The sequence below is a fragment of the Pseudoalteromonas sp. SM9913 genome (assembly GCF_000184065.1).
GTDB lineage: Bacteria > Pseudomonadota > Gammaproteobacteria > Enterobacterales > Alteromonadaceae > Pseudoalteromonas > Pseudoalteromonas tetraodonis.
On record NC_014803.1, the window covers coordinates 1,542,053 to 1,557,175 of the forward strand.

13 protein-coding genes are annotated in these 15,123 nt (G+C 39.7%); 11 read left to right on the forward strand and 2 right to left on the reverse strand.

The features are described 5' to 3' along the window. The first annotated feature begins 23 nt into the window (after positions 1-23). From PSM_RS07020 to PSM_RS07045, 6 genes are all read left to right on the forward strand, one after another. Entirely contained in the window at positions 24-1,241 is a 1,218-nt protein-coding gene (locus PSM_RS07020) for a lipoprotein-releasing ABC transporter permease subunit (RefSeq protein ID WP_013464852.1), read from the forward strand. Further along, positions 1,234-1,932: a lipoprotein-releasing ABC transporter ATP-binding protein LolD gene (gene lolD / locus PSM_RS07025; RefSeq protein ID WP_013464853.1), complete on the forward strand. Its 699-nt coding sequence runs from the start codon at positions 1,234-1,236 to the stop codon at positions 1,930-1,932. The genes PSM_RS07020 and lolD overlap by 8 nt, the downstream gene beginning before the upstream one ends. Continuing rightward, positions 1,922-3,166: a lipoprotein-releasing ABC transporter permease subunit gene (locus tag PSM_RS07030; RefSeq protein WP_013464854.1), complete on the forward strand. Its 1,245-nt coding sequence runs from the start codon at positions 1,922-1,924 to the stop codon at positions 3,164-3,166. Before lolD ends, PSM_RS07030 begins: the two co-directional genes overlap by 11 nt. Before the next feature lie 98 nt (positions 3,167-3,264). Beyond that, complete coding sequence (locus PSM_RS07035; protein ID WP_024601041.1) at positions 3,265-3,738, forward strand: DUF1456 family protein; 474 nt, start codon at positions 3,265-3,267, stop codon at positions 3,736-3,738. Between the two features lie 387 nt (positions 3,739-4,125). After that, the gene (gene gdhA / locus PSM_RS07040) at positions 4,126-5,478 is read left to right on the forward strand and encodes an NADP-specific glutamate dehydrogenase (protein ID WP_013464856.1); all 1,353 of its coding nucleotides are present in this window, start codon (positions 4,126-4,128) and stop codon (positions 5,476-5,478) included. Between the two features lie 180 nt (positions 5,479-5,658). Continuing rightward, positions 5,659-6,765, forward strand: a complete 1,107-nt coding sequence (locus PSM_RS07045) for a GGDEF domain-containing protein (RefSeq protein ID WP_013464857.1) — start codon at positions 5,659-5,661, stop codon at positions 6,763-6,765. A 45-nt stretch (positions 6,766-6,810) separates the two neighbouring features. Here the strand turns inward: PSM_RS07045 and PSM_RS07050 are convergent, their stop codons facing one another. After that, positions 6,811-8,544: an AMP-binding protein gene (locus PSM_RS07050; protein WP_013464858.1), complete on the reverse strand. Its 1,734-nt coding sequence runs from the start codon at positions 8,542-8,544 to the stop codon at positions 6,811-6,813. Between the two features lie 332 nt (positions 8,545-8,876). After that, complete coding sequence (locus PSM_RS07055) at positions 8,877-9,323, reverse strand: DUF3010 family protein (RefSeq protein WP_010389888.1); 447 nt, start codon at positions 9,321-9,323, stop codon at positions 8,877-8,879. Positions 9,324-9,697: 374 nt separating this feature from the next. Between PSM_RS07055 and thrS the strand changes: the two genes are divergently transcribed. The 5 genes from thrS (at position 9,698) to PSM_RS07080 (ending at position 15,123) form a co-directional block, all read left to right on the forward strand. Beyond that, positions 9,698-11,608, forward strand: coding sequence for a threonine--tRNA ligase (gene thrS, locus PSM_RS07060; RefSeq protein WP_013464859.1), 1,911 nt, complete (start codon positions 9,698-9,700; stop codon positions 11,606-11,608). 59 nt (positions 11,609-11,667) lie between these two features. Beyond that, a complete protein-coding gene (infC, locus tag PSM_RS07065; protein WP_008110479.1) occupies positions 11,668-12,228 on the forward strand; it encodes a translation initiation factor IF-3 in 561 nt (186 codons plus the stop codon). Between the two features lie 212 nt (positions 12,229-12,440). Continuing rightward, the gene (gene rpmI / locus PSM_RS07070) at positions 12,441-12,641 is read left to right on the forward strand and encodes a 50S ribosomal protein L35 (RefSeq protein WP_004587840.1); all 201 of its coding nucleotides are present in this window, start codon (positions 12,441-12,443) and stop codon (positions 12,639-12,641) included. A gap of 15 nt (positions 12,642-12,656) precedes the next feature. Beyond that, the gene (rplT, locus tag PSM_RS07075; protein WP_008110477.1) at positions 12,657-13,019 is read left to right on the forward strand and encodes a 50S ribosomal protein L20; all 363 of its coding nucleotides are present in this window, start codon (positions 12,657-12,659) and stop codon (positions 13,017-13,019) included. A 286-nt stretch (positions 13,020-13,305) separates the two neighbouring features. Next, entirely contained in the window at positions 13,306-15,123 is a 1,818-nt protein-coding gene (locus PSM_RS07080; protein ID WP_013464861.1) for a M14 family metallopeptidase, read from the forward strand.

The window sequence follows — 15,123 nt, forward strand, 5'->3', positions numbered from 1 at the left end:
TTGGCATTAATGTTTTAATTAATATGTTTCAACCTGTTAGCCTATTTATCGGACTCAGATATAGCCGCTCCTCTAAAGGCAATGCGTTTATTTCGTTCATTTCGTTTTTTTCTATTGCAGGTATAGCGATTGGTTTAATGGCGCTTTTTACGGTCAGTAGTGTAATGAACGGCTTTGAGAGTAGTTTAAAATCAAATATGTTGGGGCTTATTCCTCACGTTGAAATACAAGCCAAAGATCACTCCAAAGCGCAAATGAATTCGCTAAAACCTGCGCTTGAGCAATCACCGTATGTTGATCATGTTAGTTTATATCGCCACGGTGAAGCCATATTGCAAACCAATAAAGATCTTCACGGGGTGTTATTACAAGGCCTTTACGACAACAACGGCTCGCTATATAAAATCACCGACAAAATAGTGCAAGGCAATTGGCAAAATGTACTAAACAATAATTATAATATTGCAATAAGTCGTTATTTAAGCCGCAAACTTGGCGTTGGTTTAGGTGATAAGTTACGTGTAATTATGCCTAACGCATCTACGTACACCCCACTTGGGCGCATGCCAAGCCAACGTTTATTTAAAATTGCTGCTATCTATGAAACTGGCTCTGAAATAGACATGGGACTGGCATTTACCAGTGGCGTATCACTACAACGGGTTTTAAAACTTAGCAACAATACGGTACCTAATTTAAGCGTGTCACTGCATGAGCCGTTTGCACTTGACCAATTTATGCAAGACAGCCAACACATACTCAATGACTTTAAACTCACCGACTGGCGAAGCAGTCAAGGCACTTTATTTGCCGCCGTTGCGATGGAAAAACGCATCATGTCTATGCTCCTTGGCTTAATTGTGCTGGTGGCGGTATTTAATATTGTATCGGCACTGACCATGATGGTCAGTGAAAAACAAAGCGAAGTAGCAATTTTGCAAACATTAGGACTCACACCAAGCCAAGTGCAAACCGTATTTATGGTACAAGGGCTCTATAACGGAGTAATTGGCACGGCCGTGGGTGCTTTTTTAGGTCTTTTATTAAGTTTATATATAAATGAACTGCTGGCTTTGGTTGGTTTAAATTTACTATCGGGAATTTCACTCCCCGTCAAATTTGATGTGGTTAGTTTAAGTGTTATTGCCGTTTTAAGCTTAGCAATGAGCTTTTTAGCGACTTTATATCCAGCACGCCAAGCCGCTAAAGTAAACCCAGCAGAGGTATTACGTTATGAATGATTTAGTAATTAGTTGTGAAAAAATAAGTAAAGTGTACCAAGACGGGCAAAATCAGGTTGAGGTATTAAAAGGCGTTGATTTAGCCCTAACGCAAGGTGAAATGCTGGCAATTGTAGGCAGCTCAGGTTCAGGTAAAAGCACCTTGTTACATATTTTAGGCACCTTAGACACGGCCAGTGCGGGTAGTGCAAAAATAAAAAACCAAGACGTTGCTAAGTTATCTCGCTCGCAGCAAGCGGCTTTCAGAAATAAAAACTTAGGGTTTATTTATCAGTTCCACCATTTATTAATGGAATTTAGTGCGGTTGAAAACGTTGCCATGCCATTACTCATAAAAGGGTTGAGCGCGAAAGAAGCCAAAAAGAAAGCACTTAACATGCTAGATAAGGTAGGCCTTGCACATAGAAGTAGCCATAAGCCTTCGGCTCTTTCTGGTGGTGAACGTCAGCGTGTTGCCATTGCACGCGCTTTAGTGACAGAGCCTGCGCTGGTGCTTGCTGATGAGCCAACGGGTAATTTAGATAAGCAAAATGCGATTAAAATTTACGATTTAATTAATGAGTTAAATAAAAGTTTAAACACCAGCTTTGTGGTAGTGACTCATGATTTAGAACTGGCAGATAAGCTGGGTAAAATAGCGTACTTAGATGATGGTAAACTATCAATAAAAGAGTCTAGCCATGTTGCTTAGTGCCTTTATTAGTAAACGCTTTAGAGCCTATTCAGGCCATAAAGATGAAAAAAATGCCTTCGTAAGTTTTATAGCCAAAGCATCCACTATTGGTATTTTACTTGGTGTTGCCGTGTTAATTGTGGCGTTATCGGTGATCAATGGTTTTGAGCAGCAATTAGTGCATCGCTTATTGAGTGTAGTGCCGCAAGTTGAATATGTTGCCCCAAGTAGGCCGATTGCCGATTGGCCCACTAAAGTCGAAAAGTTAAAACAGCAACCACACGTAACGGGCGCAGCCCCATTTATTGCTGTTAATGGGATGGCGCAATTTAAAAGCCAATTAAAAGCGGTTGAGATCCGAGGTGTTGAGCCTTCGTTGGAAGGTGATGTGTCAGCCATAAACCAATTTACACAAGGTAAATTAGTCAGCCAGTTAACAGGTGATGATGTTATTTTAGGCAAGCAAATTGTTAAGCAACTTAATATCGCATTAGGTGATAATGTGACCTTGTTAATCCCGCAAATTAGTGAAAAAGGCCAGTCATTACTCGCCCCAAAACGCGTTACCCTCACGCTTGCCGGCATTATAGAAATGGGCGGACCAATCGACAGCAGCGCTGCTTTTATTCATCTTAACAAAGCACAACAAACCTTAGGCTATGATCAAAGCCAAGTAACAGGGTTACGCTTGCGTGTTGATGATGTGTTTTCGGCGCATCAAATAGCGCTTCGTGTTGGCCAGACCATTACCGATTATGTGTATATTTCGAGTTGGCTCAGAACGCAAGGTAGCTTGTATCAAGATATTCAAATGGTGCGCACGATTGTTTATATTGTGGTGTTTTTAATTATCGCGGTGGCGAGTTTCAATATTGTGTCTTCACTGGTAATGGAAGTGCGTGAAAAAGAAGGCAATATTGCTATTTTAAAAACCATGGGTGCCAAAGACAGTACCATATTGGCTACTTTTGTCATGCAAGGCTTAACCCAAGCATTTGTGGGTGTACTTTTAGGCTCAATTGTTGGCGTGATTTTAGCAATTAATATTAGTGAGCTATTTACTTGGCTGAGCTTATTACTGGGTGAAAACCCGCTAGAAGGTGTGTACTTTATCGAATTTTTGCCCAGTAAATTAGTTTGGCAAGATATTGTGTTGACCGTTATAGCCACCTTTGTGCTTGCGATATTTGCTACGCTATATCCAGCATGGCAAGCAACACGCGTAGATCCGGCAAAGGTATTGGGTAATTAAACACAGTATTTAATAGGGTGCTTAGTGTAACTCTGATAAACTGCGCCGCTACTAAACAGCTTTTGTTTGCTGAGCGCTTATTTACCTTGGGATTTACTTTGACAAATAACGATATTTTACGCCGTATTCGCTACACCTTTGATTTAACTGATTCAGCTATGGTTGATGTTTTCGCCGCAGCAGCGCAGAGCGTAAGCACTGAGCAGGTGATTGCATGGTTAACTAAAGAGGGCGAGCCTGGGTATACCCCAATAAGTGACACTGAATTTGCGGTATTTTTAAATGGTTTTATAAATACCAAGCGCGGCAAGCGTGAAGGTGAGCAGCCAGAGCCTGAAAGTAAATTGAACAACAATATTATTTTTATGAAGCTACGTATTGCTTTAAATATGAAAGCAGAAGACGTGATCGCGACCTTGGCGTTGGTTGATTTTGATTTAAGTAAACATGAGCTAAGCGCATTTTCACGTAAAGTTGAAAACAAGCATTACCGTGTGTGTAACGATCAAATATTGCGTTTATTTTTAACCGGTGTACAGCGTACTTTTCGCCCAGATGGCGAAAAAGCTTAATGCATTTTATGGAGGTTGAATACAACCTCCATTTTGACCTCTCCACATTTACTCAATTATCAGTCTATCCTTCTACAACTTCAGTCTCATAAAGCAGTTTATTTTGTCGCTCTCGTAAAAATGTAGAGTCGTATTTTGTTTTACTATTTTTTTAATACTTTTAACGTGTTATTCATTCAAATGGGTGTTTTTAGCATATAAATTCTTTTTTAATGAGTTTTTATACAAAAGAAACAACAATTTAATTCAACATCAAACACGTGCATCCAGTTTATCTATGATGTTAAAGTGTGAAAATAATGATCGGATAATTAATTTCTTCACTAACAATAGCATTGATCATTTTTCCTATTTCAAATTAAAAAATACCTACATGGAAGAATAAATATGAATTATATACACACAACCATTGCGCAGTTAAAACAAACGAGCCCTGCGCAATGTGAGTTTTATCAAGCAGTGGAAGAAGTGCTTGACTCACTTGAACCTGTATTTGCGCAAACAAGTCATTACCAACAACAAGCAATTATTCAAAGAATGGTAGAGCCAGAGCGCCAACTAATGTTTCGTGTGCCTTGGGTTGACGATGAGGGCAATATTCAAGTGAATAAAGGCTACCGTATTGAATTTAATTCGGCGTTAGGGCCTTACAAAGGCGGCTTACGTTTTCACCCGAGTGTAAATGCCAGCATTATAAAGTTTTTAGGCTTTGAACAAATTTTTAAAAATGCACTAACAGGTTTGCCTATTGGTGGGGGAAAAGGCGGTGCGAACTTTGATCCTAAAGGACGCTCTGATGGCGAAATTATGCGTTTTTGCCAATCCTTTATGAACGAGCTATACCGCCATATTGGCCCGACTACCGATGTACCTGCCGGCGATATTGGCGTAGGTGCCAGAGAGATTGGCTATATGTTTGGTCAATACAAACGCTTAACAGGGCGTTATGAAGGGGTGCTAACGGGTAAGAGTTTACTTTGGGGTGGATCGCTTGCCCGTAAAGAGGCCACTGGCTATGGCGCTGCCTATTTTGCTAATAATATGCTTGAAGAGCGTAACGATAGCTTATCGGGTAAGCGCTGTTTAATTTCAGGCTCTGGTAATGTGGCTATCTATGCCATGGAAAAGTTATATCAACTTAATGCAACGCCAATTACCTGTAGTGACTCTAAAGGCACTTTATACGATGAGAATGGTATTGATTTAAAGCTGATAAAACAGCTCAAAGAGCAATCAAGAGGGTGTTTAAGTGACTACTTAGACACTCATCCTCAAGCTAATTACACACCGCGTGACGAATATCCTCAAGATGGTCATACGGTATGGCGCTACAGTGCGGATGCGGCATTCCCTTGTGCCACGCAAAACGAGTTAACTCAAGCTGATGCAAAAGCGCTTCTTCATAATGGCTGTAAATTAGTATGTGAAGGTGCCAATATGCCCTCAACCAAAGAAGCGATTGATTGCTTTATTGAAGCAAAAATTGCTTATGGCCCTGGCAAAGCGGCTAATGCCGGTGGCGTGGCAACCAGCCAACTAGAAATGGCGCAAAATGCCAGTATGCAAAGCTGGACGTTTGAAGAAGTTGATGAAAAGCTCAAGCAAATAATGAAAGATATTTTCATAACAGCAAGCGATACCGCAAAAGAATTTGATCAGCCTGGTAATCTATTACTAGGCGCTAACATCGCTGGTTTTAGACGTGTAGCCGATGCAATGATTGAACAAGGCGTTGTATAGTAGCGCCTCGGCTATTTAATTAACTCTCTACTTTTATTCGTTATATCCTGAATAAGAATTGTTCAGGATATAGCAAAAATAATGTATAATATTATTTAATAAGGTAAATTTAACTCGCTAATTAATAACAATAAACTATACTTTGGATAAGGATCAGTGAGCTTATTAAGGAGAGTGCAGGTGCGACTTATTCCCGCAATTTTTTATTTTTCAAGTGCGACAGAGCACGACTTCCAAAATCAACTTAATAAAAGCTCAATGCGCCTTGCTGATGCATCACTCTACCTTGTAACACTTTTTTTATTGTCTTTTATTTTTATGGCTTGGTTTAATCAACAAGAGCCTGCTAATTCAACAATAACAATTTTACGTGTAGTTATGGTATTGCTATCGATAGTTCTGATTATTATAAATAAAACACTAAGTTCAGAGTACTTACATTCGCGCTTTTTTATTTATGCGGTTTTATTTTGTTTTTTATTTAGTTATTTCTTCTGGGTATATGTTCAGCGTTACGGTGAGTTGAAAGAGGGAGGGCCTATGCTTGTAGCGGCTGCATTTATAGCCATACCGATGCTGCACTTAGGACATAAACTGGTTTTATGGTCAATAATCGGCATTGCCTTGATATTTATTGAGCTTTTTTCTTCTACTTCGATTGTATGGACACTTTATTTTTATTTTAGCATGGTGATTGTATTGGCTATTGTGCAATATCAACTAGATACCTTATTAAGAAAGCAATATAAAGCGGAGTTATTTGAAACGGAAAAAGCTAACACCGATCAGTTAACAGGTATGCATAATCGGCATAGTTTTGATCGGCGCTGTAAAGCATTAATTAACAAGTTAGCGCCATCACAATATTTAGGGTTAGCCATGATTGATATCGACTATTTTAAAAAATATAACGATAACTACGGCCACTTAGAGGGAGATAACGTACTAATAGCAGTAGCAAACCGATTAAAACATTGTGACGCTGATATTGTGGTGCGCTTTGGTGGTGAAGAATTCATATTAGTAAAAACATTGCTAGCGAATGAGCTAGATTGGTTAAGTGACTTACCTAAGTGCTTCGCAGACGACCCCATTGCACACCAATATTCACCTTTTAACCGTATTACTGTCTCTGCCGGTATTGCAATTGATCAATACACGACATACAGACCTTCAATAAAATCATTGTTAGCAACAGCTGATGTAGGGGTTTATAAAGCTAAAAATGCAGGACGAAATATCAGTATTACCGATTTTGTTGACCCTAAACAACCTGAAATTGAGTAAGACAATGCAAAGCACTAAGCCGATAGTGCTTCGCATTGAATCGGATTACGAAAATGCAGACTCGGCGAGCTCTTCTTGCATTTGTTCACGCATTTTAAATTTTTGCAATTTGCCGGTTACCGTCATCGGGTAATTTTCAACAAAGCGAATGTATTTAGGTTGTTTAAAGTAGGCGAGTTTGTCCTTTAAAAACAGACGAATTGCCTGCTCATCAAGCACTTCACCTTCTTTAGGCTGGATCCAAGCACAGACTTCTTCACCGAATTTTTCATCACTAATGCCAAAAATAGCGGCGTCTTGTATACCCGGATAGGTGTAAAGCACTTCTTCAATTTCACGCGGATAAATGTTTTCACCACCACGAATAATCATGTCTTTAATTCTGCCAACAATGCTGACAAAGCCCTCACTGTCCATTACCCCTAAATCGCCCGAGTGCAGCCAGCCGTCATTGTCGATAGTAGCTTTGGTTTTCTCTTCATCATTCCAGTAGCAACGCATAATGCCGGCCCCACGGCTACATACTTCACCAGGCTGCCCGATTTTTTGAATGTCACCAACCTCATCAATAATTTTTACTTCGGTGTGTGCAAGTGCTCGGCCAACCGTAGTGACTTGACGCTCAATAGAAGAGTCGGTTTCGGTAATGTTATTAATTGGGCTGCATTCTGTTTGCCCATAGGCAATTACCACCTGATTCATATTCATGAGTGTTTGTACTTTACGCATCACCTGTTCAGGACAAGTTGAGCCTGCCATAACACCCGTTCGCAGTGTACTTAAGTCATACTCGTTAAAGTTATTAAGCTCTAACTCGCTTATAAACATAGTGGGTACACCATGAAGGCCGGTGCATTTTTCTTGTTGTACCACCTCTAATGTAGTTTTTGGATCAAAAGAATCACTTGGATAAATTGCAGCGGCCCCTTTACTGACACACAATAAACTGCCTAATACCATGCCAAAGCAGTGATATAGCGGAACAGGAATACAGAGCTTATCGCGCTCAGTAAAGTGCATAGCTTGTGCGACTAAAAGCGCATTATTCAATATATTTTTATGCGTCAACGTAGCCCCTTTAGGGTTTCCTGTTGTGCCAGAGGTAAATTGAATATTGATATCTTGATTGCAATCGAGGGTTTTGGCCACCGCTTGCAGTTCTAATTTATGTGCATCGGTGGGCATGCTCATAACCTCATTAAAGGAAAACATCCCATCGACGGGTTCATCACCAATACAAATTACATTTTTTAAAGTGGGTAATTTGACTGCGGTTAACTCACCTTTGTTACAACCGCTAAGCTCAGGAGCTAAACTTTGCAGCATATTAATATAGTGGCTGCCTTTAAATTCAGTGGCGGTAATAAGCGTAGAACACTCCACACTGTTTAGTGCATATTGCAGTTCACTGGGACGATACGCTGGGTTAATGCATACCATAATGGCACCTATTTTAGCGGTGGCAAATTGTGTTAAGCACCACTGTATATTGTTCGGTGACCAAATACCGACCCGTTCACCAGGTTTTACCCCTAAAGCCAGTAACCCCATAGCAAGTTGATTAATCTGCTGTTGAAATTGCTTATAGCTCAAACGTATATTTTGATGGGCAACGACTACGGCCAGAGCGTCTGGGTTATTGTCGACAATGCCGTCAAAGTAATCGCCTATGGTTTGTTCTACTAGTGGTGTGCTCTGAATTCCTTTAAAATAGCTGTTTGATAGCGGTATAGTGTTTATTTGCTCTACTTCTTTTATCACTTTTTGTGTCGCTTTCATGACATACTCCATGTTTTTATTTTTGAGAGGCCTGCTGTTTAAATAAACACGAATTGTCGACAAAAGGAAGAGGGTTAGACTAATGTATTATACCAATCGGCAATAATACTAAATCATTTTGAGGGGGCAAATCAGACGCTAGCTGTGTAAAAAATTTCTCATTTAGAACAACTACCTAACGAAATTTTTGCTTTGATATCGACACGATTTTCCTCCCTCAAAATTAGATCACTTAGTTAAGCGAATTGGTATTGCTGTTTTTATGTAGAATTTAAAGACAAAAAAACGCGTACTCTCTAGCGAATACGCGTTTTTATAAGGATGTAATTAATTTACATTTCGTCGCTGCGATACGTTTTTTTCATGATGTAAACGTAAGCATTAACAAATGCATTTTCTTGATACTTTTTAAGACCGGTGTCTTCAAACGCGATAGGTATCGGATTACGTTTTACTTGTTCTTTTATTTCGGTGGTTGAAAACACGCGTACATCGAGATTATCGATTAACTGAATAGCGGTTTCCATTTTGAATCCTTTAGCGCTGCCAGCAAACTTACCTTTAGGTTGGCGTTCGCGAATGGCAACCGAATCAATTTGATAATCTTGCATTAACTTGGCAAAATCAAATTGAAATTTACGCATTATTTCAGTGTCGTTACCGTTACCTAAGGTAAAGCGTGTTTGGCGCACGTCACGAATATCAAAAACGTCGTTATCTTTACTTAAAATACAAAGTAGTACATCGCTACCGGTAATTTCTACACCACATGTTCTCATTGTTAATCTCTACTATAACTTAATTACCGGTTATTATACGCAACACGCATTAAAATGCGAGTTTAAGCACTTTGTGTGCTGCTTTAATATAGTGCTTTACGTTAATTTGATGCGGCGTGACTGAAGAAAAATTATTAATTGCACATTTATGTTAAAAATGCGTGGTTTTTAGTAGCTTAAAACTTGTAATTAACGCTGCAGCACGCGACAATATCTTTTTTGTAGTTGAGCAGACTCAGCATCTACATTAGCCTTTGAGGGCGAAAAATAGTCAATGCTTATTCGTAAAAGCGTTGTCGAGTCATTCTCATTTAATTAATTAAAAAATACACGTGATACATTGTAGGTGTCACCACTGTATGTAAGGATTTATAATGCCAGTTATTACTCTCCCTGACGGTAGTCAGCGTAGTTTTGAAAACCCTGTAAGCACGCTTGATGTTGCAAACGATATTGGCCCTGGTCTTGCTAAAGCAACCATCGCCGGCCGTGTTAATGGCGAACGTGTGGATGCATGTGATTTAATTTCAGCCGACTCTCGTCTTGAAATTATTACAGCAAAAGATGACGATGGTTTAGAAATTATTCGCCACTCGTGTGCGCACTTAATTGGTCATGCTGTTAAACAACTTTTTCCTGATGCAAAAATGGCGATTGGTCCAACAATTGATAACGGTTTTTACTACGATATTGATATGGAACATTCGTTATCTCAAGATGATCTTGATGCTATTGAAAAGCGTATGTTACAGCTTGCAAAAACAAACTACGATGTAGTGAAAAAAACCGTTAGCTGGCAAGAAGCACGCGATACGTTTGCGGCGCGTGGCGAAACATACAAAATAGAAATTCTTGACGAAAATATTGCTCAAGATGATCGCCCAGGTTTATACCACCACGAAGAATACGTAGATATGTGTCGTGGACCACATGTTCCTAACATGAAATTCTGTCAAAACTTCAAAATTATGAAGGTAGCAGGTGCATACTGGCGTGGTGATTCTGAAAATAAAATGCTGCAGCGTATTTACGGCACAGCGTGGGGCGATAAAAAGCAACTTAAAGCGTACTTAAAGCGTTTAGAAGAAGCTGAGAAGCGCGATCACCGTCGTATCGGTAAAGCACTTGATTTATGGCACTGGCAAGAAGAAGCGCCAGGCATGGTATTTTGGCACAACGATGGTTGGAGCATTTACCGTGAATTAGAAGAATTTGTGCGTGAAAAATTACGTGAGTACCAATACGAAGAAGTAAAAGGTCCAATGATGATGGATCGTTCGTTATGGGAAAAATCAGGTCACTGGGAAAAATATTCAGAAGCCATGTTTACCACGGAGTCTGAAAAGCGTGAATACGCAATCAAGCCAATGAACTGTCCAGGTCACGTACAAATATTTAACCAAGGTTTAAAATCATACCGTGATTTACCACTGCGTATGGCTGAGTTTGGTTGTTGTCACCGTAACGAGCCATCAGGCGCACTTCACGGTTTAATGCGTGTGCGTGGCTTTACCCAAGATGATGCGCATGTATTCTGTACTGAAGAGCAAATCATGGATGAAGTATCGGCCTGTATTAAAATGGTTTACGATACGTATGAAACATTCGGCTTTGAAAAAATTGTAGTTAAACTTTCAACTCGCCCAGAGCAACGTATTGGCGAAGATGAAATGTGGGACAAAGCAGAGCTTGCACTTGCTGACGCACTTAAAGCAAATGACATTGAATTTGATTATTTACCAGGTGAAGGGGCGTTTTATGGCCCTAAAATTGAATTTACTTTGTACGATTGCTTAGACAGAGCGTGGCAGTGTGGTACAGTGCAACTAGATTTTGCATTACCGGGTCGTTTGGGCGCTACTTATGTAGCTGAAAATAACGAACGTCGCACACCTGTTATGATACACCGCGCTATTTTAGGGTCTATTGAGCGCTTTATCGGTATCTTAACAGAAGAGTACGCTGGTTTATTCCCAACGTGGCTTGCGCCTAAGCAAGTGGTGATTATGAATATCACCGATAAACAAGCACCTTATGTGCAGGAAATTGTACAAAAATTAAATAAACTTGGAATTAGAGCCGCTGCTGACTTGAGAAATGAGAAGATTGGCTTTAAAATCCGAGAACATACACTTAAGCGTATTCCTTACTTACTGGTTGTTGGCGATAAAGAAGTTGAACAACAAGAAGTAGCAGTACGAACTCGCACAGGTGAAGACCTAGGCAAATTTAATGTCGATGATTTTATCGCTAAAATCAGTGAAGAAATCAAAAATCGACAGTAAAAATCGAGCGTGTAGGGCAATCACAAACGGCCAACTACACGCTTATATTATTGATATTCTTGGAGGAACGTACCATTAGAGGCGGCAAGAAAGGGCAACAAACAGCTCAAAAAAATCGTATTAACGAAGAAATTACAGCGCTAGAAGTTCGTTTAATCGACATCGACGGCGAACAAGCTGGAATTCAGTCATTAAAAGACGCGCAAGCTATGGCTGATGCAGCGGGTGTTGATCTTGTAGAGATCAGTCCAAACGCTGAGCCGCCTGTTTGTAAGGTTATGGACTACGGTAAGTTCATCTTTGAAAAAAGCAAAGAACTAAAAGAGCAGAAGAAGAAGCAAAAGCAAATCCAGATTAAAGAAATCAAATTCCGTCCGGGAACGGATGAAGGCGATTATCAGGTTAAGCTGCGCAACTTACGTAAGTTCTTAGAAGCTGGCGATAAAGCTAAGATAACTATCCGCTTCCGTGGTCGTGAAATGGCTCACCAAGAAATTGGTATCGAATTATTAAACCGTATTAAAACCGATTTAGAAGAGTTAGCAGTTGTTGAGTCTTTCCCAAATCGTGTTGAAGGTCGTCAAATGGTTATGATGATGGCACCGGTTGCTAAAAAGTAATAATTAGGCGATAATACGCACCGAATTTAGCTCAGGTTTGCAAGTGATGTGAAAATGTCCACCTGAGTTAACCGGTTTTAAAGTAAAATTGCGGTATTTATATCGGGTTTTCACCGGAACATAGCAGTAAGTTAGGCCTTTAAAGTGGAGCTATAGCAATATATCTCACGCCTTCTTACTAAATTTAAAGCAATACAATTGGAGTTATTGCAATGGCTTACAAGCTAAAAAGTCACAGAGGCGCAGCTAAGCGTTTCAAAAAGACTGCTTCTGGCGGTTTCAAGCGTAAACAAGCGCATCTTCGTCACATTCTGACTAAGAAAACTTCTAAGCGTAAGTTACACCTACGTCCTAAGATGATGGTTCATAAAAATGACCATGGTCTAGTTTCACGTATGTTACCATTCGCTTAATAGGGGTTTTTAGAAATGGCAAGAGTTAAACGCGGCGTTGTCGCACGTGCACGTCACAAAAAAGTTTTAAAACAAGCGAAAGGTTACTACGGAGCACGTTCACGTGTTTACCGCGTAGCTTTCCAGGCTGTTACTAAAGCGGGTCAATACGCTTACCGTGACCGCCGTGCTAAGAAACGTACTTTCCGTCAACTATGGATTGCACGTATCAATGCTGCTTCACGTCAAAATGGTCTGTCTTACAGCCGTTTTATCAATGGTCTTAAAAAGACATCTGTAGAAATCGATCGTAAGATCCTTGCAGATATCGCTGTTTACGACCAAGTTGCATTCGCAGCGCTTGTAGCAAAAGCAAAAGAAGGCCTAGCGGCAGCTTAAGTTTTTGTATAAGTAATGAAAAGGAGCCCATGGCTCCTTTTTTTGTGCCTGTAATTTATTATCTTTTTTATGCGCTTGTAGGCTTTTTCCTTTATTTATTACCGTTGTGTGTTCGTTTTTTAGTTACTTATTAGCCCTTTTTATTCAGTAGATGTTGATAGCGTGGCTGGGCTGCAACTAAAAATGCCGTTGGCTGTATTTTTTTGTTGAACCACCGCAGTTTTGGCAACTAGAAAAGTTTAATTGCTATAATTTTTCTTAATTAATGGGTTTGTTAGAGAAGTATATGTTTATAAGTTTATTGGTTTTATCTGCAAGTATGGCAAATAGCAATCATTTACCGCCATTATTACCATGGGAAGGTAGTAGTACCTCACTATTGCAACAACAGGGACCCTTAACCACAGACTTTGAAATTTCTGCTGGAGTCTCGTCTCCCAATTATGCTAATACCATGGCATTTGTTGATAGATTAGTGGCTGCGAATCCCACTCAATTTAAATCAAAAACGATTGGCTATAGTAATAGTAAACGAGCAATAAAAATGTTGATTGCCAGCGAACAAGGTTTTTTTAATGCGGGGCAAATGGCCAATAGCACCAAACCAACCGTGCTTATTCAGGCTGGTATTCACGCTGGTGAGATTGATGGTAAAGATGCGATGTTTATGCTGCTTAGAGACATTGCTACGGGTAAACGACGCGATATATTAAAAAAGGTAAACATTTTATTTATCCCAATATTAAACGTTGATGGTCACGAGCGTAGTAGTGCGTTTAATCGTATTAATCAGCGTGGCCCTGTCAAAATGGGTTTTAGAACAAACGCAAATAATCTTAATTTAAATCGTGATTACACTAAGCTTGATACGCCAGAGGTTAAAAGCGTCCTTCAAGTAATTAATGATTATAATCCGAATTTGTATATTGACGTACACGTGACTGATGGGGCTGATTACCAATACGATGTAACCTATGGCTATAACCCAGTATTTGCTAGCGAGTCGCCTGCCATTTCAGATGCGCTTAACCGTTATTTTAAACCAATGATTGATCAAACCCTCACTGAGCAAGGCCATGTTCCGGGCCCTTTAGTGTTTGTTATGGATAAGCAAGAATTTAAATCAGGTTTAGCAGGTTGGGTTGCCACACCGCGGTTTTCAAACGGGTGGGGTGATTTAAAGTCATTGCCTACCATTTTAGTTGAAAACCATTCTTTAAAGCCATACAAACAACGCGTGTTAGGGACTTATGTGTTTATAGATGGTGCTATTGAAGCATTATCAGCGCATAAAGATAAACTCGCTAATGCAGTAAAAAAAGAACAAGAATTTGTTCCTAAGCAATTAATTGTTAAGCGTGGTTATTCTGAGCAGCCTGATCATATCGCGTTTAAAGGTATTGCTTATTCTAAAAGCCTGAGCCCATTGTCAAATCAACAAGAAGTAAGCTATTTGGGTAAAAAACAGGATTATGACAAGCTGCCTATTTTTTGGCAAAAAGAGGTGCAGCACACGGTTGAAGTACCAAAATCATTTTTTATTCCACCTGTTTACACCGATATTATTGAGAAATTAGCCCTGCATGGGGTGTCAGTTAATAAGCTCAGTGGTGCCAACACTCAGCCATTAAAAATGGCAAAAGTAGCGCAATATAGTTTTGATAAAGCGCCATTTGAAGGGCGTTTTAGAGTGTCGGCTAGTTTTGATTATGTACCAGCTACAAATGTGGATTTAGATGGTTGGTTTGAAGTGAGTACGCAGCAAAAGGCAGGAGAGTTAGCTGTCCACTTGCTACATCCTGAAGCACCAGATTCATTTTTTGCTTGGGGAGAGTTTAATACTATTTTTCAGCGCACTGAATATATGGAAAATTATGCTTTGATACCGTTTGCTGAAAAAATGCTTGCTGATGACCCCAAATTAGCCCAAGAATTTGATAAAAAAGTAAACCAGGATAAAGACTTTGCTAAGAACGCTGATGCACGTTTAAATTGGTTATATGAGCATAGCCCATTTTATGATCAAGCTTATTTGAAATACCCAGTTTTAATGTCATACGAAGAGAATATAGTTATTCCAGCACAAAAAGATAAAGAAATATAA